Source organism: Flavihumibacter solisilvae (assembly GCF_000814475.1).
In the GTDB taxonomy this organism is placed as follows: Bacteria; Bacteroidota; Bacteroidia; order Chitinophagales; family Chitinophagaceae; genus Flavihumibacter; species Flavihumibacter solisilvae.
Genome location: NZ_JSVC01000006.1, coordinates 103,438 through 128,211 on the forward strand (window position 1 = coordinate 103,438; position 24,774 = coordinate 128,211).

The following is a 24,774-nucleotide window of genomic DNA, read 5'->3' on the forward strand; positions in this document are numbered from 1 at the left end:
GTTTTGCCAGATGGTTAAAAGGAAACAGTTAATCCTGCTAAAATTGATCTTTGGATCGGGAACGCGCCATAGTCAAATCCCCTGTTAAGCGGGTTGCCGCCATTACCCATATCAGGATTATAACCACTGTAATCTGTAACCGTAAATAAATTCTCGCCGGAAACATAAACCCGGATCCGATCCATCCCCAATTTGTCCTTAACAAATGCAGCAGGCAACTGGTAGCCAAGCTCCAGGCGTTTCAAGCGATAGTATGATCCGCTTTCCAGCCACCTGTCACTGTTACTCCTTGCATTCAGGTTTGGATCCGACAAAATGAACCTTGGAAAGTTGGAATTGCTTTTCCCGGATGACCAGGCATTGAGGGTCGCTGATGAAAAGTTGGTGTACTCGTTCATCTTTTCCATCCATCGGCGTGGTTCGTTGTAGATCTTATTTCCAAAGACACCCTGGAATAAAATGTTTATATCAAAATTCTTCCAGGATGCATTGCCACTTAATCCTGTTTCGAAAGTCGGAATGGGAGAACCCACGTATTGCTGGTCGTTGTTATCGATCATTCCGTCTTTATTAAAATCAATAAACTTCAGGTCACCGGGAGCTGCATTTGGCTGGATCTTCTGGCCATTTGGCCCAACGTATGCATCCACTTCGTCTGCTGATTTAAAAGTTCCTGCAGTTTTGATCAGGAAGAAACTTCCCAGCGGAGAACCGACTATCCCTCTCTGCAAGTCCCCGAACTGTTGTTTACCGCTTCCGATGGTTACCGCAACCATGTTGTTTTTAATGGCTGTCATATTCCACCCGATGTTGTAGGTCCAGTCCTTCGTCTTGTTGCCATAGCTGATGCTCAGCTCGATCCCCTTGTTTTCAATATCACCGGCATTTACAGCTGGCGCTGCATTGATCCCGGTACTTAATGGGATGGGCACGTTCAGCAGTACGCCGTTTGATTTTTTAGTAAACCAGTCGAATACGATGTTCAGTTTATTATTGAAGAGGTTTGCATCAAAACCAATGTTGGTTGTATTCGATTTTTCCCAGCTGAGGTCTTTCGGCGATTGTGCGCCGCTGGGAATACTGCCTATGATCTGTCCTGCCGCTGTCAGGAAGTTATAGTTCGTTGCCATCAAAGCCTGCGTTGCATATAAAGCGATACGGTCATTTCCAAGCGAACCGACGCCGCCGCGGATCTTAAGGAAGTCAATTACCCCTGACAGCGACGAATTCGTGAAGAACGCTTCGTTGCTCAGGTTCCAGGCCGCAGACAATCCATAAAACAATCCTTTATTGTGAGCAGGATCGAAGATGGAAGATGCGTCCTGGCGCAATGACCCATAGATAGAATAGCGATCGTCAAACGCATAGGTAATTCTTCCGAACTGGGAAGTCCTGGTACTTGATTGTGTATAACCAGAAGGCTTGTCCCAGGATGTGGCAGCGGAGAGGCCGTATAAACCCAGTGCAGGATAATACCCAGTGGCGCCAACTGAATTCGAAGTGTCGCGCTGCGCAGAATATCCTATCATCGCAGAGAACTGGTGCTTTTTGATCGTCTTCTCGTAAGCCAGGATGTTTTCCACCAGCCACTGGCTGTAAATGGAAGAAGATACATTTCCAATAGGGTTGTTAATGGTCGTGCTCCCGTCGGCATATGGTGCGAGGTAATTATTTCCATAACCGCGATCATTCGAGTAACCGACATTGAGTTTATATTTCAACTGGTCTATCAGTCTTATCTCGGCAAATGCATCCACAATAATGCCGGCATTATTGTTATAATTCCTTGTGGCATCCAGTACGGCTACAATGTTTGAGAGGTTCTTCAATTCGGGTGGACGCATGCCGTAACCGCCTTTGGGATTGGAAGGGTCATACACCGGAACAGTAGGCGAAGCAACCAAAGACGTGATGATGGTGCTGTGCGTCTGGTCGGCACTTGCGCCATAATACATCCTGCCGCCTGTTCTATTGTAAATAAAGGTTTCCCCGATCCTTACCCGTCCCTTCTCATATACAGACTTTATCCTGAAGTTGGCAGTTGTATTGTCGGAATGGATAACGGCGCCCTCCTGCTTTAAATAACTGCCGGAAAGACTGTACAAAAATGTTTCAGAGCCGCCTGTCAATTCAAAATTGGCTTTGTAACTGGGTGCGTTCTGGTAGATCTCATCCTGCCAGTTGGTATTTACGCCGTTGTAAGCCGGCATGGCGCCCCCGTTATCATTAAACATTTTTGTGAGCTGTTCCCCGCTCAGCACCGACATTCTCTTAGGGATACTGTTGTTTCCATACACCGCGTTAAACCGGATCCTTGGAGTCGTATTTCTCCGGCCCATTTTCGTGGTAACCATAATTACCCCACCCGCAGCTCTTGAACCGTAAATATTCGCAGCGGACGCGTCTTTCAGGATGTCGATACTCTGGATATCGGAAGGATTCAATCCATCCAGGCTACCAAAAGGAATCCCGTCAATAACAACCAGCGGGTTGTTGTTGCCAAGTGTACTGGATCCCCTGATCGTTACTGACAACCCTGAGCCGGGAGCTCCTCCGTTGGATTCCACCGATACACCCGCTACACGACCTTGCAGGGCGGAACTGAGATTGTTGGAAACGTCGGCACTCAACTCTTTTACTTTTACAGAAGCCACAGCGCCTGAAACTTCTTTTCTCTTTTGCGATCCGTATCCAATGGCCACCACTTCCTTTTCGACTGACTCAGCCAATTTTAAACTCAGTTTCAGTGCACCGGATTTTGAAACCTTTACTTCTGTTGTTTCGTAACCGATATAGGAAATAATGAGCGTACCGCCTGTTTCCGGCAATTCAAGCGAAAAATTCCCGCTGGCATCCGTACTGGTGCCCACGTCGGATCCCTTCAGCCTTACGGAAGCTCCTTCCAGGGGCTTGCCCGATTCATCCGTTAAAGTGCCTTTTACGGCTATGGGTGGCGGTGTTTCCAACCCGGGCCGCTCCTCTTTTTTGACATCCGCCGGGGTTACGACAATCGTGTTTTTTGATACGGTAAACCCGACTGGCAGGTTTTTAAAGCAGATCTTTAATACATCTTCAACAGGGAGGTTGCTGACCTTGATATCGATTTTGCCCGCCTGTTTTAACATGGCGTCCTTATAAAAGAACTTATACCCGGTTTGCCTGTGGATCTCTTTGAAGATCTTTTTAAGTGACGCGTCCTTTTCAGAAAGGGTCACCAGCTGGCCAAAGCCATCGGCGCTCACCTGCAGGCAGAAGGCGAGTAAGAATATGGCAGTCAGTTTCATAATCAGCAGCGCCTGCCTGGTGGGCAGAACATTTAAATTCATAATTTTGGTTTGATTTGGGTTAAACAATAAGCAGTCCTTACAGATTTGTTTTTATCCCGATTATGATCGGGAGGGATAACCCAAACTTCTTGCCGTCCTGTCTCGCACACAGGGCGGCTTTCTGTTCAGGCCACCTGAATTTTCCTTTGGTTTTCCTTTATTACATAACGATGATTTTTTTTCCTTCAATCCTGAATTTTACACCGGCCAGCTCAATTAGCTTCAACACTTCCGATACATTGTCATTACGGCTTACAATACCCGAAAAATGTTCCTCACTTATCTTTCCTTCATAGGTAACTTCAACATCATACCATCTCGAGATCTGCAGCATAATGCTTTGAATGGAAAGGCTATTGAAATTGAAGAGCCCATTCTTCCAGGCCATTATTTCATCCGTATCCGGATTCTCATTTATCCCGATCTTCCCTTCCTTATTCAACTGCGCCTGCTGCCCGGGAGAAAGCATTGCTGATGCTGCACCACCGGCCACTTTCACTTTGCCTTCCAACAGTGTTACATCTATTGTTCCCTGGTCACTATAAGCGTTTATATTGAAGTGGGTTCCCAATACTTCGGTGGTTACCCCATTAGTGGTTACTATAAACTTTTTAGCCACATCCTTCGCCACTTCGAAATATGCTTCCCCGGTGATCTCCACTTTTCTTTCCTTACTTACAAATGCTGTGGGAAATGTAATGGAGGATCCTGCATTCATTACGACTGCAGTGCCATCTGCCAGCCGGAGGTTGACGATCTTACTTCCCCTTGGCACCGTGAGTGTATTGTATTGCACAGTCCCCATGCCGGCAACATTATTATAAGCAAGCTGGTCATCAGCCATCTTCACCACCTGGGCATTGCCCTGCGAAGCAAGTTGGCCAATTGCCATGCTATCGAGAATGACCTGCTGCCCATTGGCAAGTGTAAGCACGGCATTGACTGACCCAGGGGCTGAAACATCCTGTTTCACCGGCCCGATAGTTGGGGTGCTGGCCAGTTCTTTCGGGGAAGGAGACAGCAATAGCCAGGTGGTTGATCCTGCAATCACCAGGATCACGGCAGCTGCGGCAATGCGCCACCATTTCCGGCCAGGCAGGGTCACGAGCTTTGCAGGTTGCGAGTCTTTCGCATGTAAAATTGCCTGGAGCATCAGCCCTGCTTTATCGGCCGGCAAAGTTTGTCCGGGTTCAAATTGCTGCCAGGATTCTTCAACCAGCCCGGCGAATTCCCGCTCATCTTTGGACTGCTCTATCCAATGCATCAGTTCGTCCTTTTCTGCAGGAGTAATCGTTCCCTGGAAAAAGCGGTTCAACAGTTCCTGTATATTTTGTTCAGGCATTCCGTATTAATTAATAGGATAATTAGCGCTACCAGTGCCATGTTTTGGGCAAACGCCAATCAATAGACGAACGGGAAGGAAGCACCCCCCAGTCAAAACCCGTATTTTTTAAAAAAAACATTCAGCCGCAACGGCTGCATTCGCCAGGATGGCCAGGTAAAGCGCGCCGGGAGCATGATGGGAAAGCTGCTTGCGGATGCTCTTCAGCGCAAGTGTCATGTGATTCTGTACTGTGGAAACTGTAATATTAAGCTGCCGGGCTATTTCTTCCTGCCGCAAGCCCTGCTCACGGCTAAGGGTATACACCAGTCTTTGCTGCCTGGGCAATTGGTCCACTACCGCCTTTACTTTTTCGAGCACCTGCTTTTGCAGCAGTACCTCATCCGCCTGCTTGCCCGAATCAATTGCACTCCTGCCCAACTCTGATAAAATTGTCGCTTCCATGGCCATACGCCGCAGTCCGCTGATGGCATAGTTGCGTGTCATGGAGTAAAGGTATGCGCCGAAATTTTCAACATCGTTCAGCTTTTCCCGGTGTGTCCATAATTTAAGAAAGACTTCCTGTGTTACGTCCTGCGCGGATTCCGGCGAACTGGTTATCCGCAGGATAAAGAAATAGAGTTTATCCTTCCACAAATAAAAAAGGTCGCTGAAGGCCGCTTCATCACCTGAAGCAACCTGCCTGAGCAGTTCTTTTTCACAAGCAGCAGCATTCCTCATTGGTTCCTTATCGTTTCTTTAGATGGCTATCAATCCGTCCAACTAAAGTAAACTCTTCAAGGCCAAAAAAAAAGGCGGTACACAATCGATTGCGTTGATATTACCCTGCTGAAGCTGTCATTCTGTCCTCAGGCTTTTCACCGGGTTGGCGATGGCCGCTTTTACTACCTGCAAACAGATTGTTGACATGGCAATGAAAACTGCCGCCAGCGCAGACAAAACAAAAACCCACCATTTAATGTCTACCCGGTAAGCAAAATCTTCGAGCCATTTATGCATGAAGAACCAGGCAAGTGGAATCGCTATAACGGCTGCGACAAGTACCAGCTTTAAAAAATCTTTCGAAAGCATAACCACGATGCCGGTAACACTTGCGCCCAATACTTTGCGGACGCCGATCTCTTTTACCCGTTGCTCCGCAGCATAAATGGTCAGTCCCAATAATCCTAATGCCGCAATGAAAATGGCGAGGAGTGCCACCACAAGAAATATGATCTGCCTGATTTTATCTTCACGGTACAGCAGGTCCCACTGCTTATCGAGGAAATGATATTCGAAAAGGTGACGCTGGTCTACACTGTGCAGGATCTCATCCATTTTTTTGATCGTGGCTTCAATATCGCCGCCCGCAAGCTTCACGGTGAAATAGTCGATCACGTGAACAGGATTTTTCCGGAAGCCCAGCACCATCGGCGCAAGCGGCTCATGCAGTGACTGGAAATTAAAATCTTTCACTATGCCTGCAACAGTTGCAGTGAATGGCTTATCCAGCATGGAACGATTGTCACCGCCAAACCTGACGGATGGGATTGTTATCGCCTGCCCCAGGGCTTCGGTTATACCAAGTTCCCTTGCAGCACTTTCATTAATTAATACGGCAGCTGAATCTGCATTGCCCGATGCGTGAAAGTTCCTGCCATTCAATAACCTGATATTATAGGTTGAAAGAAACTGCTCATCCACGCCAAAGAAATACATATCCTTCCCCTCATTTGGATTACTGTTGTTATTATTAACCTTTACAGAAGGAATAGTCTTCCATTCGCCTGGCACCCGCGATGTCACAGCAACAGACCTTACCTGTGCAAGTTTTGCAAATTCATTCTTTATTGTTTCAGCACCCAGCCGTACATCGCCACTATTGATATCGATGACCACCAGTTTATCTTTATCAAAACCCATGTCCTTATTATTTACATACCGCATCTGCTCGTAAATAATAATTGTCGCGGCAATCAAAACAATGGAAATCATAAACTGGAATACAACCAGCGACCGGCGCAATGAAATATTCCCCCGTCCCACCTGGATCTTTCCTTTTAACAACGACAAGGGATTAAGTCCCGACTGGAATAAAGCAGGATAAAGTCCCGCCAGGAATGTAACAATCGCTGTGACCAGGAAAATCCCCGTCCAGATCCGGTAATCGGTATTTGCGCTAATGCTGAGTTCCTTTTCCGTAAATGAATTAAAGGCCGGCAATAAAGCATTTACCAGCACAAGCGAAAGAACAACGGAAAGAATGGTTACCAGCAATGCCTCTGCAAGAAAATGTTTTAAAAGCTCTACCCTTGATGCACCTGAAACTTTGCGGATGGCGATTTCCTTTCCCCTGTTCGTAAACCTCGCCGTTGAAAGGTTCATGTAGTTGATGCAGGCAATAAAAATGATAAAACAGGCTACCACAAGAAACACATAGATATAAGAGAGATTCCCCTTTTTGCCGGAATCACCTTCAATATCACCAGAATAAAAATGGATGTCTTTCAATGCCTGCAATTCAACGTGGCTTTTAGTACCTGCATCAGCTTTATGATTTGCAGTAATAAGGTTATCCAGCTTGTTATTTAATGCCGTGATATCAGTTTTATCCTTCAACTGGAAGAAGGTAGCAAAAGCACCGGATGACCAGTCAGTCTCAAGAAACTTCCTCGCTTCATCATTTGTCTGCAGGGAAGCTTCTGACACGAGCACATTAATGGAAATGCTTGAGTTTGGAGGAAAGTCTTTTAATACTGCCGTTACCTTATAGGGAACATTATCCCAGAACAACAGGACCTTTCCCACTGCGTTTGAAGTGCCAAAATACTTTTTCGCTGATTCCTCGGTAATGATCACCGAATTGGGTTCGGTTAAGGCTTTGTTCCTGTCGCCGTATAACAAAGGGAAACTAAAGACACTCATAAAACCGTTACTGCCTGCTGTAAAATCTTCATAGAAAACATTCTCCTTATTCTCAGCCGATGCCACATTGGTACGTCCGTAAACAGAGATCCGTGCAACATCCTTTATTTCTGGCATATCGGCCGTTGCCCTTGCGGAAACCTGGAAGCCGGTGCCGGACCGCTTTGTAGTTTTTCCCTCCGCAGATGTTTTGCTTTCTACTACGCGGTATATGCTATCACTATTCTTATGGAACCGGTCAAATGTATGCTCATCAAAAACGAACAATGCAATCAGCAGGAAGCTGGTTAGGCCGATGGTTAAACCGATTATATTGATGAAGGAAAAAGTCTTATGCTTCCATAAGTTACGGACAGCAGTTTTGAAGTAATTAATAAACATAGGAGAGTCTCTTGCCTACTCAGCATGCAAAAACATGCCACTTATTAGATTACTGATTTTCAACTCATTATATGGGCAAACCGGCCTAAACTGTCCGCTTTTGTTACAACAGGGTGACTCAATCCGCTACAGTGTGTCAACAGTTGACACAACACACTTCCGGCACCGGCTCCAACTGCGAGGTGCGGTAGATCCGCGTATATCCGAGATCACCACCGAGTGGATCGGAGTCAGGTTCCGTATTGGGCAGCAGTTCGATCACCATACAACTGAGCGGGGCGTTCTTATCGATCCCGTATTGACCGAGACTATCAATGATCTCATTATTGATCCAGTCCGCAATACCCACATGCTGCAGGTACATGAAGTCATTGTGACCGATTCCCATCCGCTTCCGACTTAATAAAATATTGCGATGATCCTTATTATCTACTGTTTTCACCTGCGCGTACAGTAATGCCCAGGCTTCGGTCGCAAATCCTGTGGTCAGTTCTTTTCCTTCCAGCACAGCCCGCGCATACGGGGCGGTTACTGAAACACCCTGGTCATTCCGCGACACGGAACAAACAAGCGAAGGGGCAGGATGCTGCACACCACTTAATCTTATTGTCCTGCCGAACCTCCCCTGTGCAGTTGACCAGGTGTCTTTATGTCCCACGCAAATTTCATAAGTGAAGAACCCAAATAACTCGGGCGCGTCTCCTGTCATGCCCGTCGGTAGTGGTAACAGGAAATGCCTTGGATTCTCCCTGTCGGGGTGCGCACAGGGGATCATCTGCTGCATGGCATTCAGTCCCGCGCGATCATCGGAATGACCGGGAGTGATCACCCTGATCAACTCGGGGTCTATATAGGCGCTCGTCTCCCCTATCTCACCCACATCCACACCCGAATTCACCAGCAGGGGATCGGGCGCATAAGCTTTTACATACACAAAGTAATTGTCAACCGGGTCGCGCACCGGTTCCTCGAATTCAAGCCAGAGCATTTTCTGTCTTGTCCGGCTCCAGGCGTAACCGTCATGGTCACGCGTATAATGGGATAAGGCAATACCTGCAGACAGTACCTTAGGCAACTGTGCCGGTATTACTGCAACAGGCAAATGGATCTCCAGTTCGGGCTTTTCTGGCGGTGCAATTACCGGGTTATGCAGCAGGTTTGGTTCTATCTCATACTTCAGCCTCAGCGGCCTTGGGAAATCATCATTCTTCGGTTTGGGGTCTACCGCATCTATGAAGACCAATGTAGTCTTACCCCTATCAGCTTCCTGTAAGGCAACACTGCTGGCTGTTCTCAACAAATCGATAGTGCCGGTCTCCACACCATTCCGCTTTATTGTGAAGCTTTTGTCGTGAAGGGCATTCCACGACCAGTCGCGATTCAGTTCCAGGCTCACGACAACGATCCATTGTTTGACCAGGTCTGCCTGCGATGAGAAACTGATACTGCCGTTTTCGGGCGATAACAGGTGATTCACTTCCCTGCAACAACCAAACACTACCCGCTGCCCGGGTTTTCCAAACAAGGTTAATCCATTTGTTTCGAGGTCAATCGCAGCTGCAAGCCTCGACATCATTTTTTCATCCGGTTGCAGCATAATACCCTTCAAATGCTTTCCGGGGTTGCCCGCATCCATTGTAAAGAGACCCGACTCGTCATTGCTATCGGCACGTGTAAAGAGTTCAGTTGGTCTTCCATACCGCGCTTCCTCGCTGCCGAAATATTCCGCAAGCGGATCTTCCTTGCACACAGGCGTCACCGTTATCCGGATATCACGGGCTGTCGGCAGAATGAGGTTACCGGTCGCCGGGGTAGCAGGCAGATCACCCAAGGTGGCCGGATCATTAAACTTGATCACCCGCGCATCTACAAATGAAAGCCCGAGGTTGATTGGCTCCGTGAGCACTGAAGGAAAATCCCGCGTCGTCGTATAAAGCGGGTAGAAGGTCTGTGCGCCCAACCCTTTCACCGCAACTTCGATCCGCAATGTCACCACATCAGGATCCGGATACCCGGGCTCGCGTTTGTCCTTCTTCGCGACCGGAAGATCCGCTTCAAGCAGGTCAAGCGCATTATCCAACCCGGTAAACAGCAAAGCAGGATAACCCAGCAGCGGCCGGTAGATCTTGTAAGTATTCTGTAACGGGTGCACTTTCACCCCAGCTGGTGGAAGGTATCGCCTGAACCTGCATGCAGCATGCTGCGATGGGATCGAATGCAGCGGGTTGTCTTTTTCTGTCGGGCCGCCACCGGTCATATCAGCCATCCTCACCCGAAACCTGTAGGTCTTTCCGTAAAGTAATTCCACCTGGTCGAGCCCAACAGGATTCACGGGGCGTGGTGTTGCCGAGCCCATGCCGTATAACTTCATTGCCCGATCTTCTTTCAAAACAACAGAAGTGCCGTCCCACTGCGAAAAATAGGCGGGCAACCAGAAAATCCCTTCCTTGTATCCATCCAGTTGCGTGGGTGCAACCTCCACTCCGAATTCGCCACTGAACTGGCCGAGGTCCACACCAGCAATGCTCAATTCACCTGCCACTTTGTTCAATGAATGCCATTTGGCAGCGGGATCATCCGCATCCTTCACATCAATACGGTAATTCAGCACGCCGACCGGCGCATCAACGATCGGTTCAGCAGAAGCACCGGAATGATCGGGCCTTCGCAGTAAGCGGTTAAGCCATTCGAGCAGCTGCTCGTCTTCCCAACCGATCCTGATGCCGAAATCTGATACGGGCGGCAAGCCGTCCTGGTCTGCCTCCAGTACGGGGTTCGACTTCTGCGGCTGCATGCAATGCACAATGTTGGTGAACCCGTCATCGAAATCCGCAGCCTCCTTAAACAGCACATCAAAATTTCCTGCCTGCACATCATCAGTCACAAAAAACTGGATTGGTGCAAACAGGGTGCGCTCCACCGAAAGTTTTGGCAGTCGCGCCGCATACTTTTTGATCAGCACTTTATCAGCAGCGGCGTTCCCAAAATAATCGCTGCCGGTAGCGAGATCGAGATAGATCCAACCACCGTTTTTAAAATAGTCTGCCTGCGGCAGGGGAACCGTGGTTTTGTACAGCATGCCGAGGCGCTTGCACAATTCCGGTTGCCGCAGCAGCATGGCATACACTTTCCCCCAGCTGAGGTCATCGTTATTGAAATCCTTCGTGCCGGGGGGACTCTCCTTCTTCATGGCACAGAGGTATTCATCATCAACCACCCCGAACCGTGGTGAACGCGGATGCGTAAAATCAAATGCGTTGCGATAACTCTTAGGCAGGTACTTCCTGATAAACGTGCTGTTCTTCGGTAAGGGCTTCAGCTCATTGGCGGCGATGGTGATATTGAAATTGTCCTTCAGTGCCTGGAAAACCGGCTCGGGGTCATCGGGAAAATCAGTCAGCAGGTCAACCGAATCCACAACCGTCGATGGTGAAGGCAACAGTTCGAGTGAAGGGATCAGCTTTGCCGCGAATTTCAGTTTGGCCTTTGCAAAAGCCGCAACCGGCGTTCCGGGGATCAACTCAGTGGTAAAGGGAATCAGCGGATCCTCCCTTGGAACGAAGAGTATATGAAGGGAAATAGAATTCCCGGTGAACTTCTGTGGGAAGCAAAGGATACTTGCCTTGGTGCCTGAAAGCATAACCAGATTTTTAAGTTTACATAATCCTGATCAGTTCCTGCCAGGTGTAGGATTGTTCAAAATTGAGTACATACGCGGCCGTTAGTTCTACTGTAACGGTAAGGTCGAACTGGGCCAGGGTTTCCTTGGTCGTTTTCAATGGGTCATCGAGCATGTCGGCGATCCGCAGCGGTGCTTTTCCTTCCACTGTTGCGGCGCCACCGAGGGTTGCCACGGTAAAACGCAACTCCTGCGAGATGACGGCGTAGAAGACCTTCTTATCCGAATCGTATTCCGTGCCGATGGTGCGTGACCCTTCTGCTTCAACCAGTTCGGAGATCTTGATCTTTCCCTGGAAGCCCATGGCTACCTTAAAGGAAATGGCTTTCGCTTTGTCATCAACGAAGTCGATACTGCATTCCACCACACCGATCGCATAACATGCAGCAACTTCGAGGAATGAGGTGGCCATTACGCCCATATCTGCTGCGATCTTGAGATTGAAGCCGCCCTTACTTGCCCCGTGTTCCGTTTTTTCAAAGATCATGAAGCCTATCTTCCCTTTGAACCATGCCAGTTCAGGAAGCGGTCCACCTGCCAGCTCTTCCCAGGCCGGTAGTTTACTGCCATCACTTTTCTGGAATTCATCCCACTTCTTCGGAAACTCCACTCCTTTCATCGGGCCTACCTGCACTTTGCCGTAATGGAAGGGGAACATCTTATAGGTATAGAAAGTAATGGACACACTAAGTCCTGTCTTCCATTTCCGTTCAGCACTATTGAGGAAGTTGTAGTTGGAAAATTCAGTCTCCGCTTCACCCAGGTCCGTTTTGCCAAAGAACTGGAGCATGTCCTGGATGGAGCCTAAGAATCCACCATACTCAGATACCGTTTTGTCGATCTTTGGGGCATCGGTACCGGAAGCATAGAAGTTCATGTGAAACAACTTTACGCGCTTCTGCCCCTGCACATCATACACGAGCTTGTAGGCTTTCATTCCCGTCTCCCATTTCTTTGCACTATTGGGATCGATAACAATGCTGATCTCCGAAGTTTTGCCTTTATCGAAATACTCCACATAACTGGTCAGGTTGGCATCAGTGCGCAGCATACGCGGCGTGGTACTCACATTCACTTCGCCGGGAGAAGTCAACTGCAGCTGACCTGGACCGTGAATTTTCAGGCTGCCGTTTCCTGCCCCGACGGGAAAGGTTTTATTGAGGTCGGGAAAAATATTCTGTGTGCCCGCCAATGCATAGAAGTCTGCAAACAATGGCTGTTGCGTGGAAATAAAATCCGTTCCCACCTGGATCACCGGCCGCAGGAAAAGTGTACGGTGCGAACTGCTGCCATGTACCAGCCCGATCGAATTTTTCGGATCGTCTGATGGTTCCCGCAATTCGTAAATATTGGAAGCATTCATGCTCATCAGCGGCACGCCACTGTTGCTGCCAAGGCCGGAAATCTGGTTGTCTTTTTGCGCTACGGTTGTCCAGGCCCCATCGTTCGGCAACACAAACGTACCGCGGGCCGCATTCGCAAATACGGTTGATCCATACATCTTATTCGTGTCAACCCTTGTCACCCGCAGCTCTTGTTGTGAGCCTGCGATATTGATCACACAATCGACTGGCCCGCCAATGGAACCCTCCTTCGTGAGCAGGTACGACAGCTGGCTTGCTGATAATGGCTTTCCCCTTGGCGCAAGCTGCACAAATCCTTTTTGTCCTTTGCTGGGTACATAACCATTCACTTTGCCGCGGGCAACATTTTCAACCTGGATGTTGGCATCGAAGATCACTTCCTGCAGGCTTGCAGTTTCGTCGCCTGCTTCAAGTGGAGGCACCTGCACCACCCGCAACGTGTCCCTGATATTCGTGATCTGGTAGAAAGCTTTAACAGGCCCAAGATGGAAAAGATATGGATTCGCTACTGCAACGCCCTTAAGCTTATAGGAGAAATCAAATAATCCGGGTCCTTCCGCCACCCAGCCGCTGTCGTGACGGGTGACTGTGCTGTTTGCTTTCCGCTGGATAGTGATGGTCCTTACCACGCTGGCGCCACAGCAATAGAGGATGCTTTTGATCTGCACCACTTCATGGGCTGTGCGACCAATCATTACGTCAAACCTTGCCTGGCTGGTCGCAGCGATCTGCGCATCGGAGTTCAGCCAGTTGCTGAAAGCGGATGCACCATAACCGGAGATGTCGATCCTGCAAAGCGGTACGCGCTTATCGGGGCTCGATGGACCAAATTCGTTATTGAATACGGTATCGACCACGAAGCCCAATACACTCAGTCCAAGTGCATTCCTGCTTTCGTCCACAAGGTTCCTCGTCTGGATGGTCACGCCATCGAACCCAAGAGATTCGTTATTCGCCGCTGCCGTGGTCAGTGCCACCAGGCTCACTTGTGTGGCACCAGCCAATGCAGGCTGTTTGAAATGCGGCTGGTTATTATGGATCGCAGCTTTGTGCTGCTGCAGCTGAAGCACTGATTTCATTCCAAAGGGAAGGTTCACCCACGCGGCCATGGCAGGCACATTCGCAGCATTCACGTCGTTGAAATCAGCAAGGATGTTCGCGATGGCTGCCTGCGCGGTCACGGGCAACAGTTTGAATGAGGGCACCTGCGACAACAGGGCAGGGTCACCGGTATCGAGCGAAGAGGCTGGGGAGGGGAATGGACTGGGTAGAACATCAGGGTTCTGGACAGTCGATATTGCTTCCCATTGCACCGGCGGCAGGGTGAAGACATGCAGGTTGTTGGCGCCCGCGACAAGTTCAATGCCTTCAAATTCCAGTTTACTTTCGGGTCCTACACCAACCCCGAACTGATCAATATTCCCTGATACATCCAGCAGGAAAAAAGAAGGGAACTGAGCCCCACCAGATGAATGGGAAAATGTCCTTTTCATCCACTCTTCCCGACTCGCGTCTTCATCAATAAGTTTGCCCGCACTGATCTCCTGTTCCGTCACCTTGCCATTTTCATCCGGCACCTGCATCACGTAGGAGATGCTGTGTTGAGAACTCTTGTTTTTTAGCCGTTCATAGATCCCCTGCCGGTTGGAGTCTGTTTTGTTGAATAATTTATTTCCCTGTGGCAGCAGCTGGAACTGCAATTGCGGGTCAGCGATGTCGGTCCAGTTGACCGAAGCCAGCAGGCTTGTCTGCAAGTAATCATGGGCGTATAAATGTTCCTGCCGGCCGGGAATGATCTCAAGGTTTGACACGTATGGATCCGGGAAAATAGGAAGCAGGCTATACAGGCCGGACTGGAAACGACATGCTCCTTTGTCAACCGAATCGCCATCGGTAACATGGCCGGTCAGCGTAAAAGCATCACAGGGCGTAACCTTCGCAAATGCATTGGAGAGCGCAAAAGAAAGCGGGGCCAGTTCATCGAACAGCTGTTGCTGCAGCAGTTTCTTCAGCTGCTGGTTCGCATAACAGGCAATGTAAGTATCCTGTTTGTACTGGAGCAGGTAATAGCGCGCATCGGTATAATTCGCTTTCAGTCGTTTGCCGTCGGATGTGACAGGCTTGTCAAAACTTCCCGCAAGGTTCACCGTTGTAAGGATTGATTCCGTTTCATCCAATGCCGAACAGGTATATATGAGGCTGGCAGACTTTTGCAACTGCACCACCACCCCCGAACGTTTGGGGGCACCATCTTCCCACCAGAGGTTGTAACGCTGGAAGACATTGGCTGCTTTTGCTTCGAAAGCGTACAAAGCAATTTTCGCGGGCTCAGCGATCCAGAAGGTTTCGCCGAGCTGGATGCTGTCGCCCCCGGGCTTCATGAAATCAGCTGCGAGGTCACCGGCTGCATGCAGCAGGAAAGCGCCGTTGCCTGCTGCTTCACCAAGTTTGTTGTGGTCTTCAAAAGTTAGCGGCAGCGACCAGGCCGACAGGTCAACTGCCGCCCTGCCCTTCGTGCGGAAAAGCGTTGACCTGACCTGGTTAATATTCAATTGTGTCGATGCACTTTGTAAGGGAAAAGCAATGCGTTGCAATTTGATGAGGTAAAGCGGTGCTACCGGCAGCCAGGTAAACTGGTAATTGTTATCATAAAGATCAAGACTTGAATTGCCCACCTGTGTAAAGGAGCCGTTGTTGAAAGAAAAGCGGATGACCAGGCTTGCCGGCAGGTTTGCTTTTGCCGCTGCGGCGTCCTTACCCGCTTCTATAGGCGCGTTGGCAATTGGTGCGGCCGGGGCGAGTTCAAGGCTCAATTCGCAGCTGGCAGTATCCTCCAGCACGAGATTATTATCCGTGATGGTTATGTTACTGTCGAATGAAAACTGGCCCGAAGATATTTTCAGTCCTACGTAAGCGTTGGCCGGTGCCAGGCTCGTAAGATAGGAAGCCCTGATCCAAACAGAGCCAGGTCCCAGGTTAATATTATGGATGGCGCCGGCTGGAAGGAAGTCGGTATACTCGAATTTCAGGAAAGGCAGCACATCGCTTTTGAATGCAGCGAACTGCAGCAGTTTTGGTGCGAAGAAATCGAACCAACTGGGCATTCCCGTGTCATCGATAAAGGGTCCCAGGGTATAGGCCGGTGCGCGACCCTGCAACCATTCCGGTTTGTGGTTGTCGCCCAGTACCTGTGCGGAAAGCAGGCTGCGTCGGACGACGCGTGTACCCGTTCCCGGGGCATGTTCCGCCAGCAGGTTTGAATCTATGAGTCCTGCAAGTTCTTTTTCCAGTGCTGCCGGAACCGTTGGTTCGACTACGCTTTGCACTTCGGCCTGTTCAGTAAATGTGGTGTCGGGATCCTCTTTAACCAGCCAGGAAGCGAGAGCGGAGCGGAGTGTCTTAAGTGCATTTGTATCGCGGTGATCGTATGGCGACAGGTTTGCCGTTAACGATGCAAGACTGTTGACAAGTTTGCGTTTGTCCATAGTGCAACGATTTAGAAATGCGATAAATAAACCTGTAGAACCTTAAAGAGAGGGTAGCGAAGGATTATACTGAATTTAAGAAAAAGAATCGAGATGCGGGGGAGTGCCAGGCCTGGATGGAATCGCTTTGCCATGGGCTTGATAATAAGTTACTAAAAGCAGGATCATTAAGAGTATAACTGGCAAGCTTATGGCCTGGGGCAACCATGGTGTTGCAATCAGGAACAGCAATCCGGCTACTAAGTGCGCTTTAAATAACCATTTGAATTCTCCCCTGTTTCTCAGGACTGCGTACGCTAACAAAAAATTAGAAGGGAAAGCCCATACCAGGTTATAGTTCCATTTGTAAATATCCCTGCCGATACCTAACCAAAACCAAACTATCACTACACCAATAATTCCAGCCGTAAGCATCAGGGAAACAGAAATCACTCTTTGCACTTTCTGCCACTTTTCAAAGGGAATGAAAGTCAATACCAATGAAACAAAAAGCAACCCTGAAAATAATGATCCCGGGGTTAATGGAAATGTTGATTGTGCATCCCGTTTAAATAAAACAGTCTCTTTCACTACTGAAGATTGTTTTCCCAGTTCTGACTGTAGTAGTGCTGGCAAAAACAGCGAGCTTCTGCGGGAGAGCGGTTTATCAATTTCACTCCCAAGGATGAGATTGATGCCGAGGTCCAGCCACTTTCTATCGTTTGAGATCAAATGTGCGTGTAATAGTTTCCTGGTGGTAAGTTCATTGGAAAGCGAATCCTGCTTACCGGAACTTCCAAGATAGTCCCAGATCAAATCCAGTACTTTAGTTGTACAGTTGTTTTTGAAAAACTCGTACCTGTAATACCTGCTCCTGTCGGTATTCGCTAACTCAAGTTTCCGGACAATTACATCTTCCTCCTCGGGAGTCAACATCAGTTCCTGTTCAATGACATCCCGGTTTTCTTCCTGATAAGTAGCAATAAAACTGTTGAAATCTTCAAGGGAGAGAAAATACAATAGCTTGCCAGATAGAAATTCAGTCACAAAATTCCGCGACTCAAAATCGAAGGTGCCGAAATTATAGACGACATCCTTCTTATTTACGCTGTCAGTAACCCTGATTGCGGTGTGCCCGAACACAGCGTAAAGATCATCACCAACGCCACAGGTTAAAATGCTGATCCTGTATTGCCCGCCCGTTCTACCGAATGCAGCTGCTGAACAAAATCCCAAAACCAGAAACAGCGCTATCCTGAATATTCCCGCCATGGCGGTAAAATAGGCAATTTCAAAGGATTAAATTCACACCAGCAGCTTTTTCCGGTAACGTCTCAATACAAATTCTGAAATCCACAACTGGATGGAGTCCTGTTGCAGGCGGCTCGCATTTTTAAAGTTATGGTCTACATTATCCAGCAGGTGCATTTCATTGGAAATAGCCAGTGCATCCAATTTTCGTTTGAGGATCACTGATTGTTGCACCGGCACAATCTGGTCCTTGTTGCCATGCAGGATCAGGACAGGAATTTTCTTTTGTCCCACGAAATTAATTGGCGAGAACCTGCTCAGCAATTCACCTACCCTTACGCTGTCTTTCAGCGGATCAAACCCAATCACATATTTCTTAATACTGAAATCACTACCTATAATTCCCAAAACCTTTCCAATTGACGCGTCTATTCTTTCTGCAGCGCGTCCATGATAGAGATCTGTCAGGTCATTCGGACCATACACATCAATAACGTAATTGAATTCCGTCTTCCGGTATTTCGCAGGTTGCAGGATCGTATCCGGGAATGCGATCATCATGGCAATATGCGCGCCGGCAGACTCACCCAACAGCCCGAGATTAGTGGTGTCCAGTCCACGTACAGCTGCATTTTTCTTTGTCCATTCAATTGCTTCATACACATCCAGGATACACTCCGGGAATACCGTTTTATTATTCCCTGCGACAGAATAATTGGGCGCAATGATGGTATACCCTCTTTCCCGCAATGTATTTATCGCACCATGGATCCGGTTAAAGTTGATAGCCGCTTTAGTGCCTCCGACCCATGCCCCGCCATGGATATAAAAAAGCACAGGAGAAGCTTCAAACACTTTTCTCGTTGGAAAATACAGGTCCAGCTCCAGGTTGTTTTTGTACCGGATGCCGTATTCAATTGTTCCCACAGTGACCGGGGCTTTGGTTCGAAACAGCGAGGTTCCAATGACTACCAACAATACCAGCAGCAACACGAGGAAACCAATAACGGAATATTTGAGAATACGTCTCATTTGATAAAGTTCTGAGTAAGCACTAAACCAGAATCAGCATAATCGGGGAACTATTAGGAGAAAACGCGTTAACGTACTGATCAATGCCTGTGCATAGACCGGGTATGTCCAGCTTTAAAAGTGATACCAGCTGCCAGAATTGCCGTAGGCAAAGCCATTTACTTCCTGCTGATCTGTCAACAATGCCGGGGAATATCTCGTAGATAAGACCCAGCCAGCTAAGATCCGCCGGGCCTGGGTTCCTGCGAGGCAGATCCCCGTGAATCGCAATTGATGAGTAAGTCATTTTGATTTGGTTTTTGGTGATGTTATCGTTAAAACCAAGGTCATGCCGGGTTCCCAGCTGATTAATTTGCAACACTTTAATTTTTGCAGGATAAATAAAATGCTGCTATATCAAGATATTTTGAAAAAAGTGAGGGTGTTGTTGATTCAATTTGTTCCGTAAACTCCAGTCATTTATCTTCCCGCTTTAAATAGCCCTAACCCTAATGAAAAAATTCCTTGCAATCGCTATTGGTTTAGCGTTATGTTTATGGGGAGTCGTTGCTTTCCTCGCCTTTATTTCCATATACGCCGACGACAACTCTATTTCGTTTTCAGAATTTGCAATGATGGTAATAATATTATCGATAATACCAGCAACCTTAGGCTATTTTCTATTAAAGAGCGAAGCTGCAGGCAATTTTATTAAGACATTATTTCCGCCAAAAAAGAATCACAAAGAAAAGTTTGCGGAGCTACGCAAGTATTTTAATGACTCAAGTCCATCAGTACCTGCCGGCAATACTGTATCAGTTCCTAATGAGGATGCCCCGGTGGAAGAGAAACTTCCGTCGCTAGATGGACTGCCATTATACAACTGCTTTTTTATTACCTACCTGGATGCGTCTTTTAATGTAAGCCGGCGCCGGATTAATGTTTGTGATATAAAACCAGCCGGCTATGGCGATTTCTACCTGGAGAGCTACTGTTATGAGCGGCGGGACACACGCACTTTCCTTCTTTCCAGGATCCAGGAAGTTGTAGAGCTGGAAACGGGTGAAATACTCGCAGATAAAGCAGGTTATTTCCGGGACCGCTACCATAAAAAACATTACAGTCCCTTGCAGGAACTACTTGGCACCCACAAGAGCGAAATTCTTGCAGCTATTTATATAGCGAAGTCTGACGGTGATTTAAAAAAGGAGGAACTGGAAGTGTTGGCGGACTATTTATCGGAGTTAACGATCAAAAAGTTCGATAAAAAACAATTGATAACAGATCTCAAAAAATTAAGCTGCCATGCGCAGGAGTTCAAAAATAATATTCACCTGATCCATGAGCAGAGAAGTGAGGATCAGAAAAAGCGTTTCCTGGCCTGCATAAATGAGATCATCCTGGCTGACAGGAGAGCAGATGCCATAGAACTCGCAGGCCTGCATACCATTAAAAAGATCTTCCAGGTCGAGTACGAAATCAGGAAAGTAGCATAACCGAAGTATACGCCAGGCAATGATTTTAAAGAATTACGTTATCCGCGGTACTAACCCTGCGACAGGTAACTCCAACAAAAAAACTATCCGTGCATTTACAGATGAAGACGCCAGGGACAGCGCCTTCGAGGTAGGTCTCGTCGATCCCATAGAAATTTTGGAGTCAAGCCACGATCTTCCGTCAGAAAGGCAAATTGATTATGCCACAGACTTAGGCATCAATTTCCCCCCTGATATACCAAGGGCGGCATTGTCTGACATGATTACCCGCGCCGTTGAAAAAGACAGGGGAGCTGATATCTCACTTATCAGGTATGCAGAAAGTCTCGAAATAGAATGTTCAGAATATATAAGTGAAAAACACCTGGCTACCACGATTGTAGATTGTACGCCGGCTGAAGAAATAATAGCATTCTTCCTATATAGCCTGTATTGTTCACTAAAGGAAATAACCATCGTATCGCCTGAAAACTTTCAGGACTATAAATTGTTTGAAACTTTTTCAAAAGAGGTAAGTATTGATTTAAAGTTTATAGCATCATTTAAAAAGGCAATATCCTATTCTGACGATGACCGATTCAGGGTTTTATTCAATAGCACTTTCCAACAACAGTTTTTTGACAGCAGGGCACATGCGTTTGAAACGATGAAGAGGTTTTTGAATGACAAATTCAATCTCAAGCGGCCTCAAAAAAACCCCTCAAAACCCAGCCAGGCGAAATCCTACGGAGCAAAACGTAAAACTAACGTCAGCACTGGAGGATGTCTTTCTCAGGTAGTGCTACTTATAGTGATCATCGCTATCCTAATTTGTTTTGCTAAGTGAATAATACAACTTGTATTCGCCGTCTTTTGAAACCAGGGGTGCTTTGAATTTATAGGTGCTGTTCTGATCAACGATGACTTTTGCTTCGGACATGTCTTCATCTTCGATGAGGCCCCGGGTAATTCCACCGGTACTAAAGATCTCCTCGAGGAAGTTCTTGATTTCCCGGGCCGATCGGCTGTACTCGTTCAGGATCCTGCCCATTTGCGTATTCATGTGATCATTCTCCCAGCCACGGGCATGGATGCGGAAATGATCTCCCTTCATCACATATACGCCCATTGCTGGCAGACTGCTGGTGATGTTCGTATTGTCCTCTGCATCCCCAAGTCCATAGTTCAGCACATTGGCGTTGTCAGTAGTGAATTCATTCAGCATGACCCAGTTGTTGCCGATGTTGGCATAAAAGACACAGTCGCCGCTTGAGCCCACATCTTCATTGTCGATGATCTCAATGCTGTTCAGGCGCACTTCAAAATGCAGTGGCTTCTGTGCGGCAACAATCCCTTTTGTTTCAGCATGGTCCCAGTAGAAAATAATCGACTGTGCAATCTTCTCCGTATTGGGCAAGCCGATAGATTTCCAGGGATAGGTCACCCTCGCAGTTTTACCATCAGGAAGCAATTCGATCTGCGGATCGCGCGAATAGGAATTGCCCGGCTGCCTGATGATCCGCCATTTCAATGCCGCGTTGGCATGAGGTTTGGCAAACATGGCGCTCACATGGAATACATAATCTTTCCGGTCCATCTCCACCACCTGCGCGAATGGCATAAGGCCTTTTGTATTCCATTGGGTGCTGCCGTCAGCCGAGGCAAAAACGTCAACCCTTTGTCCATAGAACTGGTCCAATGGCTTATTATTCACCTTGATCTCATTTCCATAAAAACTAAAGGATACAGGCAGGTGTCGCTTGGTTGCGACGAAATGCGGCGGGTGGATCTCCGTGTGCGGATCACCGTGACCCCGCTCCCAGATCCACATGCCTTCAATAAATACACTGTCACCGGGTGAGGGCCAGTTCCAGATAATGTCCTTGCGGGTATGACCTTCGGAGAAGAACCCGAAGCTGTTACCCTTTGTATTGAATGGCTTCGCGGGATTGTATTCATATTCTTCCTGTCCCAGCCCCGTTTCCCATTCCACTTCAATATTCTTCTGGTGGTCGGGTTTGGCAGCCGATGTAGCCAGCAGTGATTCATACCGTTTATTCGGCTTCACCCTGAACGTCATATCATGTGTATAATGACAGGTAGGAAAATCAACAACGGCCACCTGGCATTCATCCTCTCCCACTATCCCTTCCAGGATCTCGTATGACCGGATCGGTTTATCATAGGCTATCATTTCGCCCACGGAACGATGGGCAGGGGCAAGGATATTCACATCGAGATTATCGCCACTGACCCTCGCACCCGAAATATCGCCGCCTTTCAACTTGCCCGCCAGGAAAACCGCAAAGGAAGAACTAACGCCCGGTGCATCAATCCACAGCGGGGCAAGTCCATATCCTGCTTCTTCAGAACTGATCTTTGGTCGCCTGATCACCCATTTCTGTACATCCAGGTTTCCCTTGCTGGTAAGCGTTAGTGGGCCGGATGTTGAACCAGGTGAGGTCAGCACCCAACCGGGAAAGGCCACAGGTTCGAGGAACCAGGTGGCATCTTCACCGGCAGGAAGCAGCTTCCACACCTGGTTCCTGAGTGATACCGTTATTGCGGTAGTGCCGTCTATGGGCCGGGGCGCCCGGTAACGTTTATCCTGGAAGAAAATATATGGCTGGCCAGCTCCGGCATTGGCGCTTAAGGAAACGCCGGGCTCCGGTTTTCTCACGGTAAAGTACAGGTCAGAAATGTTTGACCGGAGCAGGTAGCCACCCTGAGCGGGTTCAAGTGTGAATCGTTGTGCAGCAGACAGGTTGGACTGGTACTGCCAGACGGGATTCTTTTCCGTGGCAATGCTACCCTGCACATCGAGCACCATTCCTGATTGCTTATTTCCCACCTGGTAGCCGTGATGGGGAAATTCTGCCGGAACTACGGGCATATCTGTCAACACAAATTTGACGGGATTAAAATGAACGCTCATGTACGTGTCGTCGTCGGTATTGTTGCCCACGTCGTCGCCACCGGTATCGCCATTCATTTCGAAGCTGCGAACAAGGTCGCCGCCTGACACGCCTATATTATCGATGGAATGGTCATTGTCCACATACGCAGCCTGTGAAAAAGTAGCCGAGTTGATCTTCATGATCTTCTTCCCGGGAGGCGCTTCGTAGAGGGAGAAGGTCCAGTTGCCCACAGCTGTTGTCCAGTCGCCTACGGTTTCCGCAAAACTGCAATTGAATTCACCGAGAATATGTTTCTGGTCATTGCTGATTCGGATGCGCACGGTAGCAGTTACGTTAGGACCATTGCCCTTGAAATCGCGATCGCCTTTCACATGGTCGGGAAATAGTTTCAGCACCGGCTCAAGAGAAATGCTGCGTTCGCCGGACGGGTTCGCATCGAGTGTGTTACTACCAGTGTTTCCAGGCTGGGCAATTGCCAGGTGGAAAAGAGAAACCGAAAGCAGGAGCAGCAGTGATTTTTGCATGGCCAGGAAGTTTTGCCCAAACTATCCTACGAAATGCGGCTATGCAAGGGTGTAATTCACAGGAATTGGGGGTGTTTTTCCCGTGGGGACTTTGCTCCTTGCGAAATTAATTTGTATGGACGGTTGAATCGGTTGAAGAGGCTACTCATTTCTGTGACCTCACAAAAACCCTGTTGTCAATATTTGGGTAGCTTTAGTATTTTTATCCCTAACTATATCTATTTAAGCTATCCCGTTGCACACAGCTCCTCCTGTTGCTATTTATTAGTCCGTCATTTTTAGCTGCCAAGAACAAATTCCGGATTGAACCGTTGCTCCTGCTTCAAGTTCTTTCATTTTTCGGTGACTTCTATGCCCACCAGAGCTGCTGATCCGAACACACCCGGAAGATGTTAATATTAGGCAAAAGCCGTATCCTATTTTGTACTATTTGGTACAATACTCCTATCTTTGTGTTGTAATTCATTTGAAATGCCTGGCAGACCGAAAATATTTGATGAAAATGAGATCATTGCCAAAGCAGGCGAAGTGTTCTGGCGATTGGGCTATGAAGCCGCATCAACAGAGGATCTTCTCCAGGCAATGGGAATCGGCAAAGGCAGTTTCTATTTGTCTTTTAAAGGCGGGAAAAAAGAACTATTTGAAAAGGCTCTGATTAAACATGCATCGAATTTAGTTTCAGGATTAAAGAAAAATCTTTCCCAAAGCAATGACCCTATTGCAGACCTGAAAAAATTCTTTTTTGACCTCGCTGACGCAGATGATGATGAAAAGCTCAAAGGTTGTTTTATCGCAAACAGCCTGGCAGAAATGGCAGGCAGGGATGAGGCTACGATGGAGCTTACTTCAAAATTACTACATGATCTTCAGGATGCCTTTAGTGTGGGAATCAAACGTGCCCAGGCACTCGGCACGGTTAAAAATATTGATGCTGCCCTAATCAGCAGGCATCTCCTGAACCTATGGAATGGATTGAGCCTGTCGAGACGAATGTATTCAAGAAAAGAACTCCGTGAAATACTGAAAATTAACCTGCAGGTACTGGGATAATTTTTTAAACATTTTTGTACTAAACAGTACAATATAGCAGATGGGTATCAAAGAACGCTTAACAACAACTAATAAATAAACCTAG

12 protein-coding genes are annotated in these 24,774 nt (G+C 47.9%); 3 read left to right on the forward strand and 9 right to left on the reverse strand.

What is annotated here, in order from left to right; translation table 11 throughout:
* Window positions 1-14 precede the first annotated feature (14 nt).
* The 8 genes from OI18_RS06105 to OI18_RS06140 form a co-directional block, all read right to left on the reverse strand.
* Window positions 15-3,326, reverse strand: coding sequence for a TonB-dependent receptor (locus OI18_RS06105; protein WP_052272926.1), 3,312 nt, complete (start codon window positions 3,324-3,326; stop codon window positions 15-17).
* A gap of 160 nt (window positions 3,327-3,486) precedes the next feature.
* On the reverse strand, window positions 3,487-4,668 hold the full coding sequence (locus tag OI18_RS06110; protein WP_039138056.1) for a FecR family protein: 1,182 nt from the start codon (window positions 4,666-4,668) through the stop codon (window positions 3,487-3,489).
* A gap of 108 nt (window positions 4,669-4,776) precedes the next feature.
* Window positions 4,777-5,388 carry an RNA polymerase sigma factor gene (locus tag OI18_RS06115; RefSeq protein ID WP_039138058.1) on the reverse strand — a complete coding sequence of 204 codons (612 nt, stop codon included), beginning with the start codon at window positions 5,386-5,388 and terminating at the stop codon, window positions 4,777-4,779.
* Between the two features lie 117 nt (window positions 5,389-5,505).
* Window positions 5,506-7,953 (reverse strand): ABC transporter permease, encoded by a 2,448-nt coding sequence (locus OI18_RS06120; protein WP_039138059.1) that lies wholly within the window; start codon window positions 7,951-7,953, stop codon window positions 5,506-5,508.
* Between the two features lie 136 nt (window positions 7,954-8,089).
* Entirely contained in the window at window positions 8,090-11,593 is a 3,504-nt protein-coding gene (locus tag OI18_RS06125; protein ID WP_039138060.1) for a hypothetical protein, read from the reverse strand.
* A gap of 16 nt (window positions 11,594-11,609) precedes the next feature.
* Complete coding sequence (locus OI18_RS06130; protein WP_039138062.1) at window positions 11,610-16,481, reverse strand: hypothetical protein; 4,872 nt, start codon at window positions 16,479-16,481, stop codon at window positions 11,610-11,612.
* 75 nt (window positions 16,482-16,556) lie between these two features.
* The gene (locus OI18_RS06135; protein WP_039138064.1) at window positions 16,557-17,732 is read right to left on the reverse strand and encodes a lipoprotein N-acyltransferase Lnb domain-containing protein; all 1,176 of its coding nucleotides are present in this window, start codon (window positions 17,730-17,732) and stop codon (window positions 16,557-16,559) included.
* Window positions 17,733-17,765: 33 nt separating this feature from the next.
* Complete coding sequence (locus OI18_RS06140; protein WP_052272927.1) at window positions 17,766-18,743, reverse strand: alpha/beta hydrolase; 978 nt, start codon at window positions 18,741-18,743, stop codon at window positions 17,766-17,768.
* A gap of 491 nt (window positions 18,744-19,234) precedes the next feature.
* Here OI18_RS06140 and OI18_RS06150 point away from each other — a divergent pair, with 491 nt between their 5' ends.
* Both OI18_RS06150 and OI18_RS06155 read left to right on the forward strand, forming a co-directional pair.
* Complete coding sequence (locus OI18_RS06150; protein ID WP_039138067.1) at window positions 19,235-20,218, forward strand: tellurite resistance TerB family protein; 984 nt, start codon at window positions 19,235-19,237, stop codon at window positions 20,216-20,218.
* Between the two features lie 19 nt (window positions 20,219-20,237).
* Window positions 20,238-21,044: a hypothetical protein gene (locus OI18_RS06155; protein ID WP_039138070.1), complete on the forward strand. Its 807-nt coding sequence runs from the start codon at window positions 20,238-20,240 to the stop codon at window positions 21,042-21,044.
* On the opposite strand, the gene OI18_RS06160 is transcribed toward OI18_RS06155, so the two are convergent.
* Window positions 21,024-23,639: an RICIN domain-containing protein gene (locus tag OI18_RS06160; RefSeq protein WP_039138072.1), complete on the reverse strand. Its 2,616-nt coding sequence runs from the start codon at window positions 23,637-23,639 to the stop codon at window positions 21,024-21,026. The genes OI18_RS06155 and OI18_RS06160 overlap by 21 nt on opposite strands.
* 471 nt (window positions 23,640-24,110) lie before the next feature.
* Between OI18_RS06160 and OI18_RS06165 the strand changes: the two genes are divergently transcribed.
* Window positions 24,111-24,689: a TetR/AcrR family transcriptional regulator gene (locus OI18_RS06165; RefSeq protein WP_039138073.1), complete on the forward strand. Its 579-nt coding sequence runs from the start codon at window positions 24,111-24,113 to the stop codon at window positions 24,687-24,689.
* Window positions 24,690-24,774: the final 85 nt, after the last annotated feature.

Bases quoted from the DNA above. Each gene is read 5' to 3' on its own strand.
- OI18_RS06105 (WP_052272926.1), bottom strand. From the start codon at position 3,326: ATGAATTTAAATGTTCTGCCCACCAGGCAGGCGCTGCTGATTATGAAA.
- OI18_RS06110 (WP_039138056.1), bottom strand. From the start codon at position 4,668: ATGCCTGAACAAAATATACAGGAACTGTTGAACCGCTTTTTCCAGGGA.
- OI18_RS06115 (WP_039138058.1), bottom strand. From the start codon at position 5,388: ATGAGGAATGCTGCTGCTTGTGAAAAAGAACTGCTCAGGCAGGTTGCT.
- OI18_RS06120 (WP_039138059.1), bottom strand. From the start codon at position 7,953: ATGTTTATTAATTACTTCAAAACTGCTGTCCGTAACTTATGGAAGCAT.
- OI18_RS06125 (WP_039138060.1), bottom strand. From the start codon at position 11,593: ATGCTTTCAGGCACCAAGGCAAGTATCCTTTGCTTCCCACAGAAGTTC.
- OI18_RS06130 (WP_039138062.1), bottom strand. From the start codon at position 16,481: ATGGACAAACGCAAACTTGTCAACAGTCTTGCATCGTTAACGGCAAAC.
- OI18_RS06135 (WP_039138064.1), bottom strand. From the start codon at position 17,732: ATGGCGGGAATATTCAGGATAGCGCTGTTTCTGGTTTTGGGATTTTGT.
- OI18_RS06140 (WP_052272927.1), bottom strand. From the start codon at position 18,743: ATGAGACGTATTCTCAAATATTCCGTTATTGGTTTCCTCGTGTTGCTG.
- OI18_RS06150 (WP_039138067.1), top strand. From the start codon at position 19,235: ATGAAAAAATTCCTTGCAATCGCTATTGGTTTAGCGTTATGTTTATGG.
- OI18_RS06155 (WP_039138070.1), top strand. From the start codon at position 20,238: ATGATTTTAAAGAATTACGTTATCCGCGGTACTAACCCTGCGACAGGT.
- OI18_RS06160 (WP_039138072.1), bottom strand. From the start codon at position 23,639: ATGCAAAAATCACTGCTGCTCCTGCTTTCGGTTTCTCTTTTCCACCTG.
- OI18_RS06165 (WP_039138073.1), top strand. From the start codon at position 24,111: ATGCCTGGCAGACCGAAAATATTTGATGAAAATGAGATCATTGCCAAA.